The organism is Streptomyces sp. NPDC043861, assembly GCF_056435905.1.
On sequence record NZ_JBWKDP010000001.1, the window covers coordinates 295,995 to 317,934 of the forward strand.

Sequence of the window (21,940 nt, forward strand, 5' to 3'; positions counted from 1 at the left end):
CAGCATGAAATTTTTCATACCCTTGCTTACTTGGCAGTATATATATTTACTGTGCTGGCACCCGGACGACACTCCTCCTCGTCGGACCACGGTGTTCTGCAGGTAATCCGCTCCCCTCGGAGTGCCTGCTCCGGCGAGCCCCGGCCGACCCCTGGGTCGGGGCCGCCGGGAAAGTGACGACCGGCAGTCCGCCGGTACGCACTTCCCGGGCCGAAGCGCGGTGACAACCCCTCGGCCGGACGGTCTCGCTCCCGCGCAACGGGTTTCCCGCCAGTCGGATCACTGTCCCACGAGCAGCGGTGTCGTCTCACCCGTATCGGCGGGACGGGGTGAAATGCAGGACCTCAGTCCGCGCCGCCCGGGGAGAAGGTCACCGGCAGGCTCATGGGCCCGCGCAGGCCGCCGAGCCGCCAGCGCAGCTCCCCGGGCGGCACGGCCAGGGCGAGGCCCGGGAGGCGGCGCAGTACGGTACCGATGGCGATCTGGCCCTCCAGTCGGGCCAGCGGCGCACCGAGGCAGTAGTGGATGCCGTGGCCGAATGCCAGATGGCCGTTGTCCTGCCGGGTGATGTCCAGCCGGTCCGGGTCGGGGAAGCGCTCGGGGTCGCGGTCGGCGATGGCGGAGGCGATCAGCACGGTCGCCCCACGCGGAACGGTCACGCCCGCGATGTCGATGTCCTCGCGGGCGAACCGGGCGATGCCCGGACTGACCGGTCCGTCGTAGCGCAGGAACTCCTCGATGGCACCGGGCAGCAGCTCCGGGTCGTCGCGCAGCATCTTCAGCTGGCCGGGATTGGCGAGCAGCGCGGCGATACCGCCGCCGATCAGATTGACCGTGGTGATGTAGCCGGCCGCCAGCAGCAGGAACGACATGGCGATCAGTTCGTCCTCGTCCAGCCGCTGCTCCTCGTCCCGTGCGGAGATGAGTGCGCTGAGCAGATCGTCCCCCGGTCGGGCCCGCTTGGCCTCGAGGAGTCCGGTGAGATACGAACGCATGTGCCGCCATGCCGCGTCCACCACGGCCGGATCCGGCTGTTCCGCCCTGCGCAGGATCATGTCGTCGGTCCACCCCTGGAAGTCGTGCCGGTCCGTCACGGGAACGCCGAGCAGTTCGCTGATCACGGTGACCGGAAGGGGCAGTGCGAAGTCCGCGACGAGATCGGCGCGGCCGGCCGGTGCGATGTCGTCGAGCAGCCGGTCGGTGACCTCCTGGACGCGCGGCCGCATCCCGGCGACCCGGCGCGCGGTGAACGCCTTGGAGACCAGCCGGCGCAGCCGGGTGTGGTCGGGCGGATCGCTGCGGAGCATATTGCTGAGCAGGGACTCCCGTTCCGTCGCCGGCAGCTGCTCCATCAGCCGGGGGTCGGAGGCGTCGCGGACGTCGCTGCTCAGCCGTGGATCGGAGAGGGCCGCGAGGCCGTCCTCGTAGCGCGTGACGAGCCACGCCTCCAGGCCGCCCGCAATGATCGCGCGGCGGACCGGGCCCTCCTCGCGCAACTGCTCGTAGACCGGAAAGGGATCCGCGACGAAGGCCGGATCGGCATAGGGGAGAAGGACCGGCTGCTGGCTCATCGTGCCTCCCGAGGCGTCGCGACCGACGGCGAGCTGTTTATGCGGTTTCGTCAGGATTTGAGGGTATAGGTAACGAGTGCGGCAGGCCGCGGGACTTCCCCGAAGGGAGCGGTTGTGACGGAACGGACCACGTGCTGCGTAGTGGGCGGCGGCCCGGCGGGAATGGTCCTCGCCCTGCTGCTGGCCAGGGCGGGCGTGGCGGTGACGGTCCTGGAGAAGCACGGGGACTTCCTGCGGGACTTCCGCGGGGACACCGTCCATCCGTCGACCCTGGCGCTGCTCGACGACCTGGGGCTGGCCGAACGGTTCGCACGGCTGCCGCAGCGGCGCGTCAGGACGGTGCAGCTGCCACTCGGCCCGGACCGGTCGCTGGTCACCGTCGGCGACATCGGCTCGCTGCGGGGCAAGTACAACTACATCGCGATGGTGCCACAGTGGGACCTGCTCGACCTCCTGGTGGACGAGGCGCGGCGGGAGCCGTCCTTCTCCCTCCGCATGAGCACCGGGGCGACCTCCTTCCTGATGGAGCGGGGACGGGTCACCGGGGTGCGGTACCGCACGTCCGACGGCCGCACCGGCGAGCTGCGGGCCACGCTCACCGTTGCCTGCGACGGCCGGGGCTCGCTGGCCCGGTCGCTGCCCGAACTCGGACTGGAGAGCTTCCCCTGCCCGATGGACGCCTGGTGGTTCCGGCTCCCGAGGCGGGAGGGCGACCCGCACGGGCTCGTCGGCGGCGTCGGCGAGCGGTTCTTCACCGCGCTGATCGACCGGGGGGACTACTGGCAGTGCGCCGCGCTGATCCCCAAGGGGAGCGACACGGAGCGCCGTGCCGCCGGTCTCGAGCCGTTCATGGCCGCGTTCACCGAGGCCGCCCCCTGGCTGGCGGACCGGGCGCATTCCCTGCATTCGTGGGACGAGGTGAAACTGCTCGACGTACGGCTCGACCGTCTTCGGCGCTGGCACCGGCCGGGGCTGCTGTGCATCGGTGACGCTGCGCACGCCATGTCCCCCGTGTTCGGCATCGGCATCAACCTCGCCGTGGAGGACGCCGTGGCCGCGGCACGTCATCTCGTCGGGCCGCTGCGCAGGGGCAGGGTCGGCCTGCGTGACGTACGTGCCGTCCAGCGCCGCCGCCGGCCGACCACGGCAGCGACGCAGGCGCTGCAGCGGTTCGCGCATGCGCGGGTCATCGAGCCGCTGCTCGCAGGGCGCCCGGCCTTCGGCAACGCGAAGAGGGCGCAGCGGATGACGGAGCTGATCACCACCTCGCGATGGCTGAACCGGGTCCCGGCGTACTTCCTCGCCTACGGCGCCGTGCGGGAACGGCCCCCGGCCGCCTCGGTGCGCTAGTACTGCGGCCGAGCGGGGCTCCGGTCGCCCGTCCGTACGGAGCCGGCCGGTGGGACGGCGCGGGGGTGCCACGGATCGGCCGTCGCCGCGCCGACCACACCTGCCCCGCCCGGCCAAGGCACCAACGGGCAGCCGTGATCCGCGCCGCCCCTCGACGGCCGGTGGACCCGCGACATATGCGGGGCCCGCTGTGCTGCCCCTCAACTGCCCGCCCCCTCACAAGAGTTCACCGGGCCACACTCCCGTTGCGGGCGCCCGCCGTGCCCGGCGCACCTCGACGCGGAACGGCACGCCCCTCGGCACGGCGACGGACGTCATGCACGGTCGGGTGAGCTTCGCCCGCGTTCGTGTCGATCGTGCCCCTACCCCCGGCACCGCAACCCGGGGCCCACCAACCGGGTTCCGGTGCGACACCGACGGCGACGATCCGCCGGTTGCCGGGCAGGAGAGTGCGGCGGTGCTCCAAGATGGGGCAGTCATGTCGTGGACCATCAGCAGCCGCGCCGCGCGCCGCACCGGGCGGGAGCCCGTCGTCGGTGCATGTGCTGCTGCCGCCGTGCGGGCCGGTGTCTTCGGCGCGACGGGTACGGTGCTCGCCGCCACCGGCCACGGGCTGGCCTCCGGGCATCCGGTGTCCTGGCGGACGACGGTGCTCGCCGGTCTGGTCCTCTTCGTCCTGGTGCTGCCGGCCGGGCGCTCCCCACGCTCACTGCCCGAGGTCGTCTCGGCCACGGCGGCGGCACAGTGCGCCCTCCACCTGTGGTTTGTGCACGCCGCGGGGCACGGAACGCACGCCACGTCCGGCGCAGCCGGTCACAGCGGCGGCGCCCCGAACGAGCCATGGCGGACGGACGGTCACGGTCTGACGATGACCGCCGGGCACATCGTGGCGGCGCTGCTGGTGGCCCGGTGCCTGCAGCGGGCGGACGCCGCCGCCAGGTCCGTCGAACGGCGCCTCGACGACGTGGTCGTGGGCTTCCTCGTGCGGCTGCTGCCGACAGGACCCGTTCCGGTCGCCGAGGGCGCCCTGCGGGCGGCGCGGGAATGGGGGCCCGAGCCGTCGTGCCGCTCCCGGGTGCTGGCGCACCCGCTCGTGCGCCGGGGGCCACCGGCGGCAGTGCTCTCGCCGTCCGACCCCCGGGCGCGCCCCGGCGTGCCCGCACACCGCACAACACTCTGGGAGCCACCGTGGCCCGTATCGCCCGCACGCGCACCGCGCGCCGTCTGTCCGTCCTGACCGGAGCCGTCCTCACCGCCTCCTTCGCCCTCGCCGCCCCTGCGTCGGCGCATGTGGAGATCGAGGCGGAAGGCGCCTCGGCCCTCGCCGAGAACGTCACCCTGGAGTTCGACGCCGAGTCGGAGTCCGACAGCGCCGGCATCACCAAACTGGAGGTGATCCTCCCCGAGGGCATCGCCCCCGCCGACATCACGTACAAAAAGGGGCCGACCGGCTGGAAGCTCACCCCCACGGAGCGCGGTTACGCCGTCTCCGGACCGGCTGCCGCCACCGGCGAGGACGTCGCGTACTCCGTGACGGTACGACAGCTTCCCGACGCCAGGTCGCTGGCGTTCAAGACGCTGCAGAGCTACAGCGACGGCAGGGTCGACCGCTGGATCGACCTGGAGAAGCAGAGCGGTCACGGGCACGGCAACTCCGCGCCGGTCCTGGACCTGAAGCCGGCCGCGCCGGGAGCCGAGCCCGTCTCCCCGACCGCCGGCGCCGAAGCCACGGCCGAGACGCCCGGTGCTGCCGCGAGCTCGCCCGCCGCGCAGGACGACAAGGCTGCGAAGACGGGGGAGGGCGCGAACAGGGCGGCCGGGCAGCAGGACGACGGCTCGTCCCCCGTGGTCCCGGTCGCCATCGGTGCGATCGTGCTCGTCGCCCTCGCCGGTGGCGGCCTGTGGTGGAGGCGCCGGAGCGCCGGCGCCCGGGGCTGAGCCCGGACCGGCGTCGCGGGAGGCCCGGGAGACCGGGCCTCCCGGGCCTCGGAGGCCGAGGGCTCAGGGCGACGCCGTTGCGCCAAGGCGCAGATTCCACCGCCCGGACCGCCCCGTCAGGGCGACCGTGGACAGCGGCGGAACATCGATCCGCCAGAACGCCGCCAACGGCGCATCCAGGGCGTGGACGACGGCGGCCCGCACGGCGGCAGGCTCGACGACGGCGAGCACCCGCCCCGCGTCGGCGGGCAGTCGCCGCAGCCAGTCACCGATCCGCTCGTGCAGCTCGCGCACCGACTCCCCGCCGTGCGGAGCGGCGCCCGGGTCGGTCGTCCAGAGACGGAAGCCGTCCGGGTCGGAGGAGGCCACCTCCCGTGCCGTGCGTCCGGTCCAGGAACCGAAAGCGCAGTCACCCAGGGCGGGTTCGACGACGGCGTCGAGACCCCACACCCCGGCGGTGTCCCGGCACCGCACCGAGGGCGCTCGGTAGCACAGCGCGTAGGACTCCGGTGCTGCGGGCGCCGAAGCCAGTGCCTCGCGCCGGGCCCTGTCGTCGAGCGGGCCGTCGCCGAACCGGGCCTCCCGCACGGCGGAACCGGCGGCCGCGCACACGAGCGTGAGCCGGATGGTCATGGCAGTGGTCCTCCCGCGCGTGGTCCGGCGTGCGCCGTGCGTCCACCGGGATGCTACGGGGGCCCGCCTGCCGTCCGGTCCCCGGGCACGGGCACTGTCGACGTGCGTCACCAACGTCTGTACCCTCTCCAGCGACAGGACGACAGCACCACGGAAGCCCGGTGGAAAACCGGCACGGTCGCGCCACTGTGAGCCGTGCGAGCGCCCCCGCGAGGGAGTGGCTGCACGGTGAGTCAGACCCGTTGCCGTCGTCGCGAGCTCCACATGAACGCGGGACGCGTGTTCCCGAGGAGGTACGCCATGGCGCAGTCCGCCATCACTCCCCATTCCACTCCGGCAACCACACCGGTCGTCGTGAAGCTCCCCCTCAAGGCGGTCGCGCCCTGGGCGGTCTTCTTCGGCCTCCTCATGCTCGTTCTGCTGTACTTCGTCGGCACCGAGCAGGGCGCCTTCTCGGTCTTCTCCGGTGAGAGCGTCCACGAATGGGTGCACGACGGCCGTCATCTGCTCGGCTTCCCCTGCCACTGAGCCGGGGGCACAGATGAACTCCATCACCGTGCGCACCCTTCTGGTGCGCGGAATGATCGCGGGCGTGCTCGCCGGACTGCTCGCCTTCGGTCTCGCCTACCTCATCGGCGAACCGCAGGTCGACGCCGCCATCGCCGTGGAAGAAGCTCAGGCCCATGTCCACGCCCATGGCGGCGAGGAGGCGGAGGAACTGGTCAGCCGGGCCGTGCAGTCGACCGCCGGCCTTGCCACGGCCGTTCTGGTGTACGGCACGGCGATCGGCGGCATAGCCGCGCTGGCGCTCTGCTTCGCGCTGGGACGCATCGGGGCCTTCGGGGCGCGCGCCACGGCCGCGCTCGTCGCTCTGGGCGGATTCGTCACCGTGGCACTGGTGCCGTTCCTGAAGTACCCCGCCAACCCGCCCGCGGTCGGCGACCCGGACACTCTGAACAAGCGCACCGCACTGTTCTTCCTGATGATCGTCCTCGGGGTGCTGCTGAGCATCGCCGCGGTGCTCATCGGACGGAAACTCGCCTCCCGCTGGGGCAACTGGAACGCCACCGTCGCCGCCGTTGCCGCCTTTGCGGCAGCTGTGGGAGTCGCCCTGGCCTTCCTCCCGGCGGGCGATCCGACCCCCAAGGAGTTCCCGGGCGACGTGCTGTGGGAATTCAGGCTCGCCTCACTGGGTGTCCAGGCACTGCTCTGGGCGGCACTCGGCCTGATCCTCGGGCACCTGGCCCACCGGGCGCTGGAGCCGGCTTCCGCGGCAGGGGACTCCGCCGATGCGGCGGACCCGGCCGCCGGCGCATCCGTACCGGCGCACTGACACCACCGCCGGATTCGGCATCCTGATCCGCCGGGGGCGCGCCCGGCGGATCGGACATGCACAGTATCCGGCTCGGTCCGGTCCGGTTCATCAACGGGTCCGCGCCTGACGTCCGTTCTCGGTTGGTACCGTCGAGGCGGAGGTCGGGCGGGAACATGAACGCGAGCACGTACGCACGAGCAGGCGGTGTCATCGGGCACCTCCTGCTCGTCGTGGTGCTCGCTCTCGGCATCTTCGTGATGCACACGCTGGGGCACCCGGACACTTCGTCCGCCTCCGGGGCCGGCTCCGCAATGGCCGACAGCGGAATCTCCCGCGCCGCCCGTACTGGGACCCTGGCCGAAGAGGTCGAGAAGGCCCAGGGCCCCGAGATACGCACCATGGCGTCCTGGCCGGCGTCCTGGGGGCGGCCGGGGCCGGGCAGCACGGAGCAGGGTGGCGGCGCCGGTCACGGCGGTCATGGCGGCACCACCGCTGATCCGCGTCAGGGCGCCTCCGGGATGATGTCCGACAAGGACATGGACGGGCTCGGGGCCGCCAAGGGCGCGGAGTTCGACCGCACCTTCGTCCGGCTGATGATCGCCCACCACAACGGAGCCATTGCGATGGCCCGGGACGAGCAGAGGAACGGCCGCGCCCCCAAGGCCAGGAAGCTCGCCGGCGATGTCGTGAAGAACCAGTCGACGGAGGTCGAGCGGCTCCGCAGGATTCTCGACCGTCTCTGAACACTCCTTGACCCTCCTTGCTCGGGCGTCCGGGCCGCCGGTGTGCCGTCCGCCGGTCCGACGCCCGAGCTCTCCGGGAAAGCCGGTGTCCCCCTGGCCGCAGCCGGGCACTGCTCGCCCGCAACGACCCGGGCAGAGGCGCTGCGTGCCCGACGCCGGCTGCGGCACGGCGCACGGGCCGCGCCGGTGCGCCACAGCACATGAGCGGCACCGGTTCCGGCGGTGAGAAGCAGGGCGACACCGCCGACGACGGGCGGGAAGCAGCATCGGCCGTGGGGCGAGCGAGCGCATCGATGCCGTGCGGGGGAACGGCACTCGGGCAGGCCGCCACGTGAGCGGCCCGGGGCCCAGGGGCGGTTCACCCGTCGTGCGCGCGAATGCCCCGGCGTCTGCGATGCGTCCCGGACAGATGCTGTGCACATGGCTAGAGTGCGGGAGGCAAAGCAGGTCGAAACGGTCTTGTCCCCCTGACGATCGAGGCGTTCCCATGAGTCTGAGCATCCGCAACCAGATCCCCGGAACCGTCACCGCAGTCAACCCGGGCGAGGTCATGGCGACCGTCAGGGTCCGTCTCGACGGCGGTCAGGACATCACGGCCGCCATCACGCTCGAAGCCGTGACGGAGCTGGGCATCGCCGAGGGCTCCGCCGTCCGGGCCCTGGTCAAGGCCACCGAGGTGTCGCTGGCCACCGGCCCGGTGGAGGGCGTGAGCATCCGCAACCAGATCCCCGGCACGGTCGCCGCCGTCTCCACCGGAGGCGCCATGGCCGGTGTCAAGGTCGACATCGCGGGCGGGGATCTCACGGCCGCGATCACCAAGGACGCGGTCACCGAGCTCGGTCTCGCGCCCGGGTCCCCGGTCGTTGCGCTGATCAAATCCACGGAGATTGCACTGGCCGGCGCCTGAGGCCCCGTCAGCGCAGCCGGACGACGACCTGCCCGGTCGCCGGTCGCCGGTCGTCGGTCAGGGCGTCCGGTCTGGAAGGCAATGCGCCCCGGCCCGAATCGGGACAGCCGCGTCCGCGCGGTGGTCCTGCCGGCCCCCGCCCGGACGCCCGCCGCCGTTTCGCAGACGATGCCGTTCCCATCCGGCCGGAGCCGACCGAGGCCCCCGACGACACCACCGCCCCCGACGACACCACCGCCCCCGACGACACCAGTGCAGGGGCCAGGTCCCCGGTCGTACCCGTCGGGGATCCCGAACCCCGGGCGACGACACGGCCGTCCGGGGTGCCGCCACTCCCGGGCCGTCGCTGCTCCCGGGCCGCCCGAATCGCGGACCGCCCGCAGGTCCGCGCGCCGGCCGAGGAGGCCGGCGAGGGCGGCGCGTGTCCTGCTCCCGGTGGGCCATTCCCGGCCGGCCGGAGCGGCACTTCTGCGGCCGGCGCGTCATGCCGGTGTCCGGCGCCCCCGGATGGAGATGCGGTGTCGTCGGTGGGAGTCGTGCTCGAGGACTCCCGTCCCGGACCGGATCCAGGATCCGCCAGGTCGGCGGCCGGAGCACGGTGAACGACCCGTTCCGCGGCGCCGAGTCCTGCCCGGGCGCCTGGGAGGCCACCGAACACCACCAGGTCGCCACCGACCTCGCCAGGGGGGAGCGTCCGTTTCGGCCAGCTCGACCGAGTGGAACCCATTCGTCCGCTATGTGCCCGGCCACGCCCTCGACGGCACCCGGGACGCCCACTGGGCCGGCGACCGGTGCCACGACCAGTGGCTGCGGATCGACCGCGGATCCACAGACCGGGTCGGCCGCGTCACCCCCGACGAGGGATCGGGCGTACGCCACGTCGTACCGCGTCGACCCCACCACGGACGGCGCCACCTGGCAAACCGTCCGGTCCATGACGTTCGGTGAAAACGGACCGGGCACGCCCCGCTCCGACGCACACCCGCCCGCTACGTTCGCGTCCACGGACCGCGGTGCGGCAGCGGATGGACTGTTCGCCGGATGACGTCGGCCGCCCACCGCCACTGACCGCCCGGCCGCACCGGCACCCCACCCGTCCCGCGGATGCCTGTGCGCCCCGTCGGCACCGTACGACTGTGGCCGGATTCATCATCTGACGGGTGTTCGAACACGGTGATACTCAGGGCTGGGCAATCCGCCCGAACCCCTACGTCCGGAGGCCATCCATGCCCCAGACCAGTGTGCACACCGCAGCCGTGCTCAACGCGTGGCTGACCGGTGCCGACACCGCGTACGGCCTGTCCAATCCGGCCGGCCCGCTCTACGTCGGCGGCGCCGCCGCCGAGGCCGCCCTCACCGACCCGAGCGACTCCCTCTACGGCTTCTGCTCCAGCCCGAGCGGCTCGCGCGGCAGCTGGTGCTGCTGACACCGTGATCACGGGGAACCGCGCTCATCGGCGCGGTTCCCTCGCTTTGTCCAGGCGCCTCGCGGGGCGCACGCGCGGCGGAGAGGGAGACGGCGGACGGTGAGCGGATCGATGACGGAGAAGCCGGAAGACCCGACGGCCAAGGAGCCGGAAGACCGGGACGCGACCGAGTGGTTCGACCGGCCCGTACGGTCCGTCGCCCGACGCTGGCGGGACGAACTGGCCCGGCGGCTGGCCGCCGTGGGCACGCTGGACGCGGACGAACGGAACACGCTCCTCGAAGCCGGCCACACCGCCCTGCTGAGGTCCCTGCACGCGAAGCTGTCCCGGCTCTTCCTCATCGAACTGCACGCCCTGCGCATGACCGCCGGCCAGAGCCCCACCGCCGAGGGGACCTCGCGGACCTGGGCCGCGTTCATCGAGCAGGCGGGAGAGGACGGCTATCTCGACCGGCTGACCGCCGAGCGGTATCCGACCCTCGCCCGGCGCGTCACCTCGGTGGCCCGGCTGTCGGTCGCGGCCACCGCCACCTTCGCCGAACGGCTCGCCGCGGACCGCGACCTGCTCACGCCCCTTCTGGGATCGGCCCCCGGCCGGCTGCGGGCCGTCGCCTTCGGCGAGGGCGACAGTCACCGGGGCGGCATGACGGTCAGCCGGGCCGAATTCACCGGCGGGACGGTCATGTACAAACCCCGCCCGTCCCGGGCCGACATCGCACTCGGTGAGCTACTGGACGACATCTACGCGGACTTCCCTGCCTCCCTGGCGCCGCACGAACGCATCCGGGTACCGCGGATCCTGGCCCGCGACGGCTACGGCTGGGCCGAGTTCGTCGCCCACCGCTACTGCGCCGACGAAGCCGAACTCGCTGCGTTCTACCGCAACGTCGGCCACTGGCTGGCCGTGCTCCGCCTCACAGGCGGCACCGACATGCATGCCGAGAACATGATCGCGGCCGGGCCGGTGCCGGTCATCGTGGACGCCGAGACACTCTTCGACGCCCCCGCCCCCTTCCCGCCCAGCGGGCGAGGCGACGCCGTGGACGTGGCCGCGGCCGCCATCCGGCGCACCGTGCTGCGCACCGGACTGCTGCCCGTGCGGGGCACCGGCTTCGCGCTCGGCGGAGTCGACATCTCCGGGATCGGGGCGCTCCCCGGCCAGCAGCCGCTCATCCCCAACCCGGTGATCGCCGACGGCGGCACCGGCGCTGCCCGCTTCCAGGTGGACCTCGTCGCGATGCCCACCGCGGGCAACCATCCCAGCCCCACCCCGGTACTGAGCACGTACTGGGACCGGATCCTGGCCGGCTTCCGCGAGATGACCGCGCATCTGCGCCGCCCCGGCACCGACCCGTACCGGCTGCTGCGCCGCTTCGAGGGCGCCGAGGCGCGGCGGATCCTGCGGCCCACGCAGGCGTACGTCGACATCGGCCGCATGCTGTGGCACCCGGCGTCCCTGCACGACGAGCCGGCCGCTGTCGAACGCGCCCGGGACATCCTGCGCCGCAACGCCGAAGTACTGCCCGGCGCGCCCCGCGACCGGGCTGCCATCGACGGCGAGATCGCGGAACTCCTCGCCGGAGACGTGCCGATGTTCACCTTCACCGTGGACACGGCCGCCGTACGTGCCACGGTGAAGGACTGGCGCTCGGCCGACCTGGCGTTCGAGGAGTCGGTGATCCAGGACGCGCTGGTCGGCGCCTACCTCAACGAACGCACCCTGCCGGGCCGGGTGCGGGCCCCCGCCCGGGAGCCGCACGCCCGGGACCGGGAGAGTCGCCGCCGTGACCTGGCGGCGCAGATGGTCCGGCGGCTGTGCGACGGCGCGGTGCGCGGCGAGGACGGCACGGTCACCTGGATCAGCCCCGTCTTCACCCCCGCCGGCTGGTCCATCAGAGTGCTGCCCGCCGATCTCTACACCGGTCAGGGCGGCGTGGCGCTGACCCTCGCCGAGTATCTGGCCGAGGTGCGGGCCGGGCGGGCCGACGAGGTGCCCGGCGTCGCCGAGACCTACGAGGGTGCCCTGCGCGTGCTGATCAGCACCGAGGACCACACGCCGACACCGTCCGCCGGGGCATTCAGCGGCGCCGGGTCACAGGTGTGGACATGGCTGGCCCTGCACCGGGTGCTTGGTGAACAACGGCTGCTGGACCGGGCCGCCGGCCGGGCCCCGCTCCTGGTGGACAGCCCTCTGGTCGAGGACGACGTCGAGGTGGACCTCCTCAACGGCGCGGCCGGCGGTATCGTCCCGCTGCTCGGCCTGGCCGCTGCGACCGGGCAGAACCGATGGCTGGATGCCGCCGCACACATCGGCCGTCGGCTCACCGGCCTGGCCACCGTCGACGCGAGCGGCGCCCGCTGGACGACCCGGCTCAACCCGGAGGGCATCGGAGGTTTCGCGCACGGCGCCACCGGCATCGGCTGGGCACTGGCCCGGCTCGCGCTCGGCGGCGCCGGTTCCGCGGCCGACCGGCGCGACTGGTTCCGCCTCGCCGAACTGGCCTTCGCCTACCAGGAGTCCCTGTACCGGCCGGAGCACGGAAACTGGCTGGACGTCCGGATCGGCGCTGAGGAGGACTTCTTCACCAGTTGGTGCCACGGCAGCGCGGGCATCGGCATCGGCATGCTCGACCTCCACCGGCGTACCGGCGAGGCGCCCCACCTCGACATGGCCCGGCGCGCCGCGCGCGCCTGCGCCGCCGAGGGTTTCGGCTGGAGCCACACCCTGTGCCACGGCGACCTCGGTTCCTGGGAACTGCTCACCGCCCTGGACCTCGCCGACCGCGCCGGCCTGGACGCCGAGATCCTCAGCGGCCTCGAACAACGCGGCCCGGTCGGGGGTCTGGCTCGCGAGGCGTTCTCGCCCAGCCTGATGTCCGGCCTCGCGGGAGTCGTGCACACCCTGCTGCGGATGCACCCCGAGTCCGATCTGCCCGATCCGCTCCTGCTCGGCTGAAGCCATGGCCTTGGTCCGACCGCGTGCCATCAGAACCCGCGGCACCACGAAGAACCGTCCACCCTCCTCAACGAGCCGCCTCCTTCAGGAGTCGCCTTTCCACGAGTCGCCTCCTGGGGTGGCGCTCGGCTCGGCTGTGCTCGTACACCGGGCTGCCGGATGCCGGCCTGCGGCTCCGTCGGGATGAGCGTGGGTGGGGCCGTCGCGCCGTTCCCCGGCCTGTGCGGCTGGATGGCGCTCGGCCGCCTGTTGCGACGGCGACCCGAACTCGTGCTCACCGACCAGGGCATTGCGCAGTGATGCCGGGAAAGAGGATCTGGGGCAGCGGCGGTGAGCTGAGGGCGCTGCCGCGCTTCCCGGGCGGAGCGCATTGTCCCCGGATGTTCCCCGGCGACTGGGCAGTGGCGTCAGCGACCATGTGCTTCGGGAAGCTGATTGAGCCGCTACAGCCAGTCGCGCTTCTTGAAGATGACGTAAAGGCTGACACAGACCACTGCCATCAGCAGGATCGCGAAGGGATAGCCACCCGCCCACTTCAACTCAGGCATGTCCTCGAAGTTCATGCCGTAGACGGTTCCCACGAGTGTGGGTGCGAACAAAATGGCGGCCCAGGAGGAGATCTTCTTGATCTCCTCGTTCTGCTCGAATCCCGCCTCGGCCAGTGCCCGCATCTCCGCGTTCTGCTGCTGCGTCATCAGCGTTGTGTTGACCGCGAGGATGTCCGCAAGGGCCTGGCGGAAACCGTCCACCCGCTCGCTGGTGTGGGTGACGTGGTCGGCGACGTCGCGGAGGTAGCGCTGGAGTTCCTCGTCCGTGCCGTACTTGGCGAAGCCCGCCATCAGACCGTGCAGCATGCCCACCAGGGGGCGGGTGGCCCGCTGGAACTCGACCATTTCGCGCGACAGTTCATAGATGCGGCGGGACACCGCCGGGTCGCCGCCGAAGACCTCGGTCTCGATCTCGTCGATGTCGTTCTGCACGCCTGAGACGACCGGGGCGTAGCCGTCGACCACGGCGTCGAGGATCGCGTACAGCACCGCCTCCGGGCCCAGGGCCAGCAGTTCCGGGTTGTCCTCCATGCGGTGGCGGACCGCCGAGAGGTCCGGGGCCGCGCCATGGCGAACGGTGATCAGGAAGTCCTTGCCGACGAAGACGTGGAGTTCGCCGAAGTCGACCTCTTCCGGGGCGTCGAGATACCGGGCGGCACGCAGGACGACGAAGAGGGTCTCGCCGTAGCGCTCGAGCTTGGGGCGCTGGTGAGCTTCCAGCGCATCCTCGACGGCGAGCTCGTGGAGGTCGAACTCCTCCGCCAGCGACAGCAGTTCGGGCTCGGTCGGCCGGTGCAGACCGATCCAGGCCATGCCCGCGGGTTCCTCGCGAAGCTGCCGGAAGGTATCGGCGAGCGACTCGGGCGTCGAGACCCGGCGGCCGTCGCGGTACAGCGCGGCCTGGACAATGCTGCCCTGGTCCTTCTGCACGGGCGCGGCTGTCTTCGGCGCCGCGCGGCCCGGCGGTGGGGCCGGGACTCCCGGGGCTGCCGGGGTGCGTCGCCAGGCGTGCTTCTTCGAGGCCGATGCGGGACGCGCCCGTCGGTCGGACATCCTGGTCACCTCCCGTGCGGCGTGTCCGCGGCCCTTCCCAGCGGCCAGGGAGCAGGATATCCGGGCTGAATTGCGCGGGCATGACGGGACCCACCATCCAGGAGCCATGAATCCCGGGCCCGTCCCCCCGCCCATGTGATGCGGACAAAAACTGTCCGCAAGGGCCGGTAGCGTGCCGGGCATGGCCTTGAAGACACGCCGTACCCATCCTGTGCTCGGCCCTCGCGCTCTCAACCGCGCCACCCTGGACCGCCAGCTGCTGCTGCGCCGTACCCCCGAGGACCGGATGACGGCGAAGGCCGCGGTCGAACACCTCGTCGGCCTCCAGGCGCAGAACGTCAAGCCGCCGTACTTCGCACTCGCCGCCCGTCTGCACGCATTCCGCCCGCAGGAGCTGTCCGGGCCGATGGAATCGCGCGAGATCGCGCGCATGGTCACGTTGCGCTCCACGATCCACACCCACACCGCGGCCGACTGTCTCGGCCTGCGTCCGTTCGCCCAGGCCGGCGGCCCGGACCGGGAACTGAAGATGTTCATGAAGCGGCTCGACGGCGTGGACCTCGGCCGACTCGCCGCGTTCAGCAGGGAACTCGTCGAGGAGAGCCCCCGCCCCGTCAAGGAACTCCGCGAAGCCCTTCTCACCCAGTGGCCCGACGCCGACCCGCTCGCCCTCACCACCGCCGCGCGCTGCCTGCTGCCGCTCGTGCAGACCACTCCGCGAGGACTGTGGGGCAGGAGCGGCCAGGTCGCACTGACCACCGTCGAGCAGTGGTTCGGCAGGCCCGTGGAGCCCGGCCCCACGCCCGAAGCGATGGTTCGGCGCTATCTCGCCGCCTTCGGCCCCGCCTCCGTGAAGGACATGCAGACCTGGTCCGGACTGACGCGGCTGCGGGACGCCTTCGAACGGCTCCGCCCCGAGCTGCTCACCTTCCAGGACGAGAACGGCGTCGAGCTGTTCGACCTGCCGGACGCACCCCGCCCCGAACCGGAAACGCCGGCTCCGCCGCGCTTCCTCCCCGAGTTCGACAATCTGCTGCTGTCCCACGCCGATCGCACCCGGGTCGTCGCCGACGAGTTCAAGGGGCGGACCTGGAAGGGCAACCAGGCCCACTGCGTCTTCCTGGTCGACGGATTCCTCGCCGGAGTCTGGAAACTCACGGAGACCGAGGACACCGCCGAGCTCGTCGTCCAGCCCTTTGCGCCACTGACGCGGGACCGGCGGACGGCCGTGACCGAGGAGGGCGGGCAACTGCTCGCAGCGATGACCCGGGCGACGGCGCCCGTCGTACGGTTCGGGGAGTTCACGGACTGACCGGCCCGCTCATCCAGCGACACCAGCAGCCGGTCGGCGGCCCGGGCGTCTCTCCGCGCCGCCACGGCTCGTTGGGGTCCTCCAGGGCCTCTCGTTCGGATCTTGCCGGGCGCGCGTGCCCGGCACGCACGCTCGCCGCGTTGTCGTCGGTCGCCCACGCTCCGCGTAGGCTCCTTCCTCCGCCCTTGCGAGCGCACGCACCGGAACCCGCTCACTCCAGCCCGATCCAACGAAGGACCCCAGACCGGCCCGGCCGGGGCGTTCCGGCAACTCGGCGAAGCGCGGGGCGCGTTCGTTCTCGGCTGCTTCGGCTGCTTCGCCAAGGCGGTGCAGTGTGATGTGCCGGTCGACAGCGGGCACGAGCCCGGCCGCACGCGACGCGCAGTGGGTGAGGTGCGGGAGCACCGCGCCATGGGTCCATGGACGCGGGTCCACGGTCACGACGGTCACCCCCAGCGGCTCGCTGAGAGCCCGCAGTGCGGGCTCCGCCAGCCCGACCCACGACTGCCACTCGCCCAGTACGGCCTTCAGACGCGCCTCACTGGTGAAGCCGACGGCGGAGCGTGCACCGAGGGCGGTGCGCATGAAGCGCAACTGGCGCCCTCCGGCGGAGCCGATCCGGAACGGTACGAACAACGGCCCGGCCGGGCCGGGTTCGTCGGGCTCCGCTTCCTCGGTGAGGCTGTGCAATGGTGCCCTCCGGGCCGAGTTCCGAGTGCCGTACAGGCGTACGGCCACTCCGGAGCATGGCCCGGCCCGCCCCGTGGACGAGCCGGATCACACGATTCATGACGCGTCACTGATCCGAGGGCGGTGCGCCCTGACGCTCTCCTGGCACCGGCCGGGTCAGTCCGCGCGCCCCGTCGCCGCGACCGTCACCCCGAGCCCGATCATGGCGAAACCACCTGCCCCGCCGACCATCGAGAGCCGCCGGTCGGAGCGGGCGAACCAGTTCCTGGCGGCTGCCGCGCCAAGGCCCCACAGAGTGTCCGTGACCAGTCCGATCCCGATCGGGACCAGGCCCAGAAGCAGCATCTGCACGGGCACATGGCCCAGGGAGCGGTCCACGAACTGGGGGAGCACGGCCGCGAAGAAGACGATGCCCTTCGGATTGGTGACCCCGACAAGTACGCCGTCCACGACCGCCCGCAGATCCTCCCTCGCCCGATCCGTCCGGGACGGCGGACCTGCCTGGGCCGGCCGCCCCTCATGAACCGGCCGGTCCTTCGGATCCGCCGGACCTGCCGGGGCGGGCGCGATCGTGGCCGCCTTCAGGTCACCGCGGTGCCGGAACGCCTGCACACCCAGGTACACCAGATATGCGGCTCCTGCGAGTTTCACGGCGAGGAACAGGGTCACCGAGCTCTCGACGAGTGAGCCGACGCCCAGGGCGACGGCCACCACGAGCACATATGAGCCGAACACATTGCCGAGGACGGTCGCGAGTGCGGTGCGGCGCCCGTGCGCCAGGGCCCGGCCGATCACGAACAGCACACTCGGTCCCGGAATCACGATCACCAGGAGGGACATCGCCGCGAAGGCGAGGATCCTGTCCGCCGAAACCATCCCGTGCACCCTTCGTGCTCGTCCTTCGCGGTACCTGTGCTGCGTCACGTGTCACTGTTCCGCCTCACGCCCCACATCAGTGCGATATCACACCTCGCCGTGGCGCCGGCGCCGAATGTCGCGCGCCGGCCCCGCGGCGGCGCACCTCACGGCAGCAACCCTGCCCGCCGCGCCGCACCACCGCCTCCAGGCGGTGCCGCGCCGCACCACCGCCTCCAGGCGGGTGTGGGCACCCAGTCTGCGCATGGCGGACCGCAGACTGCCCTTGACCGTCTCCGGCCGAAGGCCGTGGCGCAGTCGGCCGCGGCCGCGTTCGTGGAGCCTGTCGCAATGCAGGCAAGCACATCCAGCTCCCGCGGCGCCAGGGCCGGGACCGCCGAGGCCCATGTGCGAATCCCCGCGCTGGCCGGACGGGGTCATGTGATTCCGGCCCTCCAGACCGCACAGCACCCCCGTACGGGGGTAGTGACACTTGCGTCACCGATTGCACGATGCCCATGACCGGTCCCGCAATGAGGAGGACACATGACGGCAGGCGAAGAGACGGAGAGGTTCCGGGCCGCCCGGGACTTCCTGATCGAGCACCGGGAGGACTACGCGGCGGCGTACAAGGGGTTCGCCTGGCCGCGCTTCGAGCGGTTCAACTGGGCACTGGACTGGTTCGACGCGATCGCCGAAGGCAATGAACGGCCGGCGCTGCACATCGTCGAGGAGGACGGATCCTCGGTCCGCCTCACCTTCGCCGAGATGAGATCCCGCTCCGACCGCACCGCGAACTGGCTCCGTTCCCAGGGGGTGCACGCCGGCGACCGCATCCTCGTGATGCTCGGCAACCAGGTGGAGCTCTGGGAGACCGCACTGGCCGCGATGAAACTCCGTGCCGTCGTCATCCCGGCCACACCGCTGCTGGGCCCGGTCGATCTGAGGGACCGTATCGACCGGGGGCGGGCCGGACATGTGATCGTCCGTTCCGAGGACACCGCCAAGTTCGACGATGTGCCGGGCACTTACACGCGTATCTCCGTGGGCGGGGCACCGGACGGCTGGCTGCGGTACGAGGACGCGTACGCAGCCCCGGAGAGCTTCGAGCCCGACGGGCCCACCCGTGCCGACGACCCTCTCATGCTCTACTTCACTTCCGGCACCACCGCGCAGCCCAAGCTCGTCGAGCACACCCATGTCTCGTACCCCGTCGGCCATCTGGCCACCATGTACTGGATCGGGCTCATGCCGGGGGACGTCCACCTCAACATCTCGTCGCCCGGCTGGGCCAAGCACGCCTGGTCGAATCTCTTCGCGCCCTGGAACGCCGAGGCGACCGTCTTCATCCACAACTACACCCGCTTCGACGCCGGCCGTCTGATGGCGGCGATGGACCGCGCGGGCGTCACGAGCTTCTGCGCCCCGCCCACCGTGTGGCGGATGCTCATCCAGGCGGACCTGAGCCAGTTGCGTACACCCCCGCGCGAGGTGGTCGCGGCCGGGGAGCCGCTCAACCCGGAGGTCATCGAGACCGTGCGCCGCGAGTGGGGCGTGACGATCCGGGACGGCTTCGGGCAGACCGAAACCGCCGTTCAGGTCTCCAACAGCCCTGGCCAGCTGCTCAAGGCGGGCTCCATGGGCCGTCCCAGTCCGGGGTACCGCGTGGAGCTCCTCGATCCCGTCAGTGGCAAGCCGGGTGCCGACGAGGGCGAGATCGTCCTCGATCTGTCCAGCGGCCCGGTGGGACTGATGACCGGCTACCACGGTGACCCGGAGCTCACTGCCGAGGTCATGGCCGACGGCCACTACCGGACCGGCGACATCGGCTCCCGTGACGCCGACGGCTACATCACGTATGTCGGCCGCGCCGACGACGTCTTCAAGGCATCCGACTACAAGATCTCGCCGTTCGAGCTGGAGAGCGCGCTGCTCGAGCACGAGGCGGTGGCAGAGGCGGCTGTCGTGCCGGCGCCCGACCCGGTGCGCCTCGCCGTGCCCAAGGCCTATGTGGTGCTGGCGGAGGGCTGGGAACCCGGCAGCGACACCGCGAAGCTGATCTTCGCCCATTCCCGCGCGGTGCTGGCGCCGTACAAGCGGATCCGGCGTCTGGAGTTCGCCGAACTGCCCAAGACCGTCTCCGGGAAGATCCGCAGGGTCGATCTGCGCGAGCGCACCGCGCAGGGCAGCACGGCCGAGTACGACGAAGGGGACCTGCGATGACGCGACCGGTGACGGAGCCGACGGCATCCCCGGCGACGCAGCCCGCATCGCTCTCGTACACCCACGGCACGGGAACGGTCCCGCTGCTCGGCGACACGATCGGCCGCAGTCTCGACCGGGCGATCGCGGCGCACCCCGAACGGGAGGCCCTGGTCGACGTGCCGTCCGGGCGCCGCTGGACCTATGCCGAGTTCGGCGCGGACACGGACGACCTCGCCCGGGCGTTGCTCGCGCGCGGGATCGGCAAGGGCGACCGGGTAGGCATCTGGGCGGTGAACTGTCCCGAGTGGGTTCTCGTGCAGTACGCCACCGCCCGCATCGGCGCGATCATGGTGAACATCAATCCTGCCTACCGGGCCCACGAGCTGGAGTACGTCCTGCGCCAGGCGGGCATCTCGCTGCTGGTCGCATCCCTCGCCCACAAGACGAGCGACTACCGGGCGCTCGTGGAGCAGGTCCGCGGCAACTGCCCGGACCTGCGATCGGTGCACTACATCGGTGACGACAGCTGGACGGACCTCCTGTCGTCCGCGACGGCCACCGTGGACGAACTCGCTGCGCGGGAAGCGCAGTTGTCCTGCGACGACCCGGTCAACATCCAGTACACGTCGGGCACCACCGGGTTTCCCAAGGGCGCGACCCTCTCCCATCACAACATCCTCAACAACGGCTATTTCGTGGGGGAGATGATCGGCTACACCGAGCAGGACCGGGTCTGTCTTCCCGTTCCGTTCTACCACTGCTTCGGCATGGTGATGGGCAACCTCGGTGCCACCTCGCACGGCGCCTGCATCGTCATCCCCGCACCTTCCTTCGAACCGGCCGCCACGCTGCGCGCCGTCCAACAGGAGCGCTGTACCTCCCTCTACGGAGTTCCGACGATGTTCATCGCGGAACTGAACCTCCCCGACTTCGCGACGTACGACCTGAGTTCGCTCCGTACCGGCATCATGGCGGGCTCGCCCTGCCCGGTGGAGGTGATGAAACGGGTCGTCGCGGAGATGAACATGGCGGAAGTGTCGATCTGTTACGGCATGACGGAGACCTCGCCGGTCTCCACCCAGACCCGGCGCGACGACGACCTGGAGCGCCGTACCGGCACCGTCGGCCGGGTGCTCCCGCACGTCGAGGTCAAGATCACCGACCCGGTCGGCGGCGTGACCCTCCCGCGCGGCGAGGCGGGCGAGCTCTGCACCCGCGGGTACAGCGTGATGCTCGGCTACTGGAACGAGCCGGAGAAGACCGCCGAAGTGATCGACGCGGGCCGCTGGATGCACACGGGCGACCTCGCCGTCATCCGTGAGGACGGCTACGTCCAGATCGTCGGCCGTATCAAGGACATGATCATCCGCGGTGGCGAGAACGTGTATCCGCGTGAGATCGAGGAGTTCCTCTACGGCCATCCGAAGGTCGCCGACGTCCAGGTGGTCGGGGTCGCGGACGAGAGGTACGGCGAGGAGATCCTGGCCTGCGTCATCCCGCGCGACCCGGCGGATCCGCCGACGCTGGACGACATCGCCTCCTACTGCCGGGAAAGGCTCGCCCACTACAAGATCCCCAGGCGGCTGGAGATCCTCGACTCCTTCCCGATGACGGTGAGCGGGAAGGTGCGGAAGGTGGAGCTGCGCGAGCGTTACGGCTGAGCCGGCTCACGGCGCATGCACACCCGCGGCCAGCGGTCCAGGCCGTGCGCCGCCTCCTCCCGGCGGATCTCCCTCAGCCCGTCGGTGAGTTCGTCCTCGTCGAGCTCACGGAAGCCGAGCCGCGCATAGTAGGGCGCGTTCCACGGCACGCCGGTGAACGTCGTCAGGGTGAGGGCGGTGAGGCCCTCGGCCGTGGCCACAGCGGCCAGATGGTCGATCAGGGCGCGGCCGAGACCGCGGCGGGCGTGGGACGGGTGGACGGACAGCTGCTCGATATGGGCGGCTCCGTCCACCGGGTCGCTGAGCAGATAGGCCACGGGCAGGCCGTCGTCGTCCGCCGTCGCCCAGGCGCGGCCCGAGCGTCGGTAGTGCTCCAGGACGTCGAGCGACGGCGGTGAGTCATCGGCGATCGCGGCCATGCCGAAGGCGCGGAACGGCTCTCCGGCCGCCCTTTCGATGTCCTGGAGGAGGGGCAGATCGGCTGGGGTGACCGGTCGGATGCGCATGCGCCGAGTATCGCCCAGGGCGGGGGTGCGGCGGCCGTGTTCGGGACGAAGCCGGCCGGCGGCCGCTCCGTTCAGGCCGTCGGCCGGGCGCCGCACGGCGGCGGGAGTCACGGCAGGCGCGACTCCCGCCGCCGTGCGACCCGCACCGGCGCCCGGGCCCGCACGGCCCGGCCGCACAAGGCACGGCGCCCGGCCGCACAAGGCACGGCGCCCGGCGAGCCGGTGGGCCAGCCGGGTCCGGCCGTGGGGTGGGGATGAAGGCCGATGGCCC

General features: G+C 71.7%; 18 protein-coding genes and 1 pseudogene. 12 read left to right on the forward strand and 7 right to left on the reverse strand.

From position 1 onward, the window contains the following. Window positions 1-344 precede the first annotated feature (344 nt). Complete coding sequence (locus AC068D_RS01165; RefSeq protein ID WP_478820813.1) at window positions 345-1,571, reverse strand: cytochrome P450 family protein; 1,227 nt, start codon at window positions 1,569-1,571, stop codon at window positions 345-347. 114 nt (window positions 1,572-1,685) lie between these two features. Between AC068D_RS01165 and AC068D_RS01170 the strand changes: the two genes are divergently transcribed. The 3 genes from AC068D_RS01170 to AC068D_RS01180 all read left to right on the forward strand — a co-directional run bounded on the left by AC068D_RS01170 (window position 1,686) and on the right by AC068D_RS01180 (window position 4,859). Then, a complete protein-coding gene (locus tag AC068D_RS01170; protein ID WP_478820814.1) occupies window positions 1,686-2,921 on the forward strand; it encodes an FAD-dependent oxidoreductase in 1,236 nt (411 codons plus the stop codon). Window positions 2,922-3,399: 478 nt separating this feature from the next. After that, window positions 3,400-4,158, forward strand: coding sequence for a hypothetical protein (locus AC068D_RS01175; RefSeq protein ID WP_478820815.1), 759 nt, complete (start codon window positions 3,400-3,402; stop codon window positions 4,156-4,158). Then, window positions 4,110-4,859: a DUF1775 domain-containing protein gene (locus tag AC068D_RS01180; protein ID WP_478820816.1), complete on the forward strand. Its 750-nt coding sequence runs from the start codon at window positions 4,110-4,112 to the stop codon at window positions 4,857-4,859. Before AC068D_RS01175 ends, AC068D_RS01180 begins: the two co-directional genes overlap by 49 nt. A gap of 63 nt (window positions 4,860-4,922) precedes the next feature. Here AC068D_RS01180 and AC068D_RS01185 read toward each other — a convergent pair whose 3' ends face one another. After that, on the reverse strand, window positions 4,923-5,492 hold the full coding sequence (locus tag AC068D_RS01185) for a histidine phosphatase family protein (RefSeq protein WP_478820817.1): 570 nt from the start codon (window positions 5,490-5,492) through the stop codon (window positions 4,923-4,925). A gap of 300 nt (window positions 5,493-5,792) precedes the next feature. Here AC068D_RS01185 and AC068D_RS01190 point away from each other — a divergent pair, with 300 nt between their 5' ends. The 6 genes from AC068D_RS01190 to AC068D_RS01215 all read left to right on the forward strand — a co-directional run bounded on the left by AC068D_RS01190 (window position 5,793) and on the right by AC068D_RS01215 (window position 12,839). After that, window positions 5,793-6,020, forward strand: a complete 228-nt coding sequence (locus AC068D_RS01190; protein ID WP_478820818.1) for a CbtB domain-containing protein — start codon at window positions 5,793-5,795, stop codon at window positions 6,018-6,020. A 13-nt stretch (window positions 6,021-6,033) separates the two neighbouring features. After that, window positions 6,034-6,825 carry a CbtA family protein gene (locus AC068D_RS01195; RefSeq protein WP_478820819.1) on the forward strand — a complete coding sequence of 264 codons (792 nt, stop codon included), beginning with the start codon at window positions 6,034-6,036 and terminating at the stop codon, window positions 6,823-6,825. A gap of 155 nt (window positions 6,826-6,980) precedes the next feature. After that, window positions 6,981-7,550, forward strand: a complete 570-nt coding sequence (locus AC068D_RS01200) for a DUF305 domain-containing protein (protein ID WP_478820820.1) — start codon at window positions 6,981-6,983, stop codon at window positions 7,548-7,550. Between the two features lie 487 nt (window positions 7,551-8,037). Further along, window positions 8,038-8,457: a TOBE domain-containing protein gene (locus AC068D_RS01205; protein WP_478820821.1), complete on the forward strand. Its 420-nt coding sequence runs from the start codon at window positions 8,038-8,040 to the stop codon at window positions 8,455-8,457. 1,226 nt (window positions 8,458-9,683) lie between these two features. Next, window positions 9,684-9,884, forward strand: a complete 201-nt coding sequence (locus AC068D_RS01210; RefSeq protein ID WP_478820822.1) for a DUF6229 family protein — start codon at window positions 9,684-9,686, stop codon at window positions 9,882-9,884. Window positions 9,885-9,983: 99 nt separating this feature from the next. Continuing rightward, entirely contained in the window at window positions 9,984-12,839 is a 2,856-nt protein-coding gene (locus AC068D_RS01215) for a type 2 lanthipeptide synthetase LanM family protein (RefSeq protein WP_478820823.1), read from the forward strand. Between the two features lie 443 nt (window positions 12,840-13,282). Here AC068D_RS01215 and AC068D_RS01220 read toward each other — a convergent pair whose 3' ends face one another. After that, entirely contained in the window at window positions 13,283-14,440 is a 1,158-nt protein-coding gene (locus tag AC068D_RS01220) for a magnesium and cobalt transport protein CorA (RefSeq protein WP_478820824.1), read from the reverse strand. A gap of 181 nt (window positions 14,441-14,621) precedes the next feature. On the opposite strand from AC068D_RS01220, the gene AC068D_RS01225 reads away from it, so the two are divergent. Then, entirely contained in the window at window positions 14,622-15,752 is a 1,131-nt protein-coding gene (locus tag AC068D_RS01225) for a winged helix DNA-binding domain-containing protein (RefSeq protein WP_478820825.1), read from the forward strand. A gap of 9 nt (window positions 15,753-15,761) precedes the next feature. Here AC068D_RS01225 and AC068D_RS01230 read toward each other — a convergent pair whose 3' ends face one another. The 3 genes and pseudogenes from AC068D_RS01230 to AC068D_RS01240 form a co-directional block, all read right to left on the reverse strand. After that, window positions 15,762-16,337 carry an SAV_915 family protein gene (locus AC068D_RS01230; RefSeq protein ID WP_478821372.1) on the reverse strand — a complete coding sequence of 192 codons (576 nt, stop codon included), beginning with the start codon at window positions 16,335-16,337 and terminating at the stop codon, window positions 15,762-15,764. Window positions 16,338-16,598: 261 nt separating this feature from the next. Then, window positions 16,599-17,318, reverse strand: coding sequence for a LysE family translocator (locus AC068D_RS01235; protein ID WP_478820826.1), 720 nt, complete (start codon window positions 17,316-17,318; stop codon window positions 16,599-16,601). 146 nt (window positions 17,319-17,464) lie between these two features. Further along, window positions 17,465-17,725 (reverse strand): annotated as a pseudogene (locus AC068D_RS01240) (response regulator transcription factor); the annotation flags it as partial. Between the two features lie 118 nt (window positions 17,726-17,843). Here AC068D_RS01240 and AC068D_RS01245 point away from each other — a divergent pair. Both AC068D_RS01245 and AC068D_RS01250 read left to right on the forward strand, forming a co-directional pair. Further along, complete coding sequence (locus AC068D_RS01245; protein ID WP_478820827.1) at window positions 17,844-19,520, forward strand: AMP-binding protein; 1,677 nt, start codon at window positions 17,844-17,846, stop codon at window positions 19,518-19,520. Then, entirely contained in the window at window positions 19,517-21,163 is a 1,647-nt protein-coding gene (locus AC068D_RS01250) for an AMP-binding protein (protein WP_478820828.1), read from the forward strand. Before AC068D_RS01245 ends, AC068D_RS01250 begins: the two co-directional genes overlap by 4 nt. Here AC068D_RS01250 and AC068D_RS01255 read toward each other — a convergent pair. After that, window positions 21,154-21,669: a GNAT family N-acetyltransferase gene (locus AC068D_RS01255; RefSeq protein WP_478820829.1), complete on the reverse strand. Its 516-nt coding sequence runs from the start codon at window positions 21,667-21,669 to the stop codon at window positions 21,154-21,156. The two genes, AC068D_RS01250 and AC068D_RS01255, sit on opposite strands and share 10 nt — an antisense overlap. Window positions 21,670-21,940 lie beyond the last annotated feature (271 nt).

Bases quoted from the DNA above. Each gene is read 5' to 3' on its own strand.
- AC068D_RS01165 (WP_478820813.1), bottom strand. From the start codon at position 1,571: ATGAGCCAGCAGCCGGTCCTTCTCCCCTATGCCGATCCGGCCTTCGTC.
- AC068D_RS01175 (WP_478820815.1), top strand. From the start codon at position 3,400: ATGTCGTGGACCATCAGCAGCCGCGCCGCGCGCCGCACCGGGCGGGAG.
- AC068D_RS01185 (WP_478820817.1), bottom strand. From the start codon at position 5,492: ATGACCATCCGGCTCACGCTCGTGTGCGCGGCCGCCGGTTCCGCCGTG.
- AC068D_RS01190 (WP_478820818.1), top strand. From the start codon at position 5,793: ATGGCGCAGTCCGCCATCACTCCCCATTCCACTCCGGCAACCACACCG.
- AC068D_RS01195 (WP_478820819.1), top strand. From the start codon at position 6,034: ATGAACTCCATCACCGTGCGCACCCTTCTGGTGCGCGGAATGATCGCG.
- AC068D_RS01200 (WP_478820820.1), top strand. From the start codon at position 6,981: ATGAACGCGAGCACGTACGCACGAGCAGGCGGTGTCATCGGGCACCTC.
- AC068D_RS01205 (WP_478820821.1), top strand. From the start codon at position 8,038: ATGAGTCTGAGCATCCGCAACCAGATCCCCGGAACCGTCACCGCAGTC.
- AC068D_RS01210 (WP_478820822.1), top strand. From the start codon at position 9,684: ATGCCCCAGACCAGTGTGCACACCGCAGCCGTGCTCAACGCGTGGCTG.
- AC068D_RS01220 (WP_478820824.1), bottom strand. From the start codon at position 14,440: ATGTCCGACCGACGGGCGCGTCCCGCATCGGCCTCGAAGAAGCACGCC.
- AC068D_RS01225 (WP_478820825.1), top strand. From the start codon at position 14,622: ATGGCCTTGAAGACACGCCGTACCCATCCTGTGCTCGGCCCTCGCGCT.
- AC068D_RS01230 (WP_478821372.1), bottom strand. From the start codon at position 16,337: ATGCGCACCGCCCTCGGTGCACGCTCCGCCGTCGGCTTCACCAGTGAG.
- AC068D_RS01235 (WP_478820826.1), bottom strand. From the start codon at position 17,318: ATGGTTTCGGCGGACAGGATCCTCGCCTTCGCGGCGATGTCCCTCCTG.
- AC068D_RS01245 (WP_478820827.1), top strand. From the start codon at position 17,844: ATGACGGCAGGCGAAGAGACGGAGAGGTTCCGGGCCGCCCGGGACTTC.
- AC068D_RS01250 (WP_478820828.1), top strand. From the start codon at position 19,517: ATGACGCGACCGGTGACGGAGCCGACGGCATCCCCGGCGACGCAGCCC.
- AC068D_RS01255 (WP_478820829.1), bottom strand. From the start codon at position 21,669: ATGCGCATCCGACCGGTCACCCCAGCCGATCTGCCCCTCCTCCAGGAC.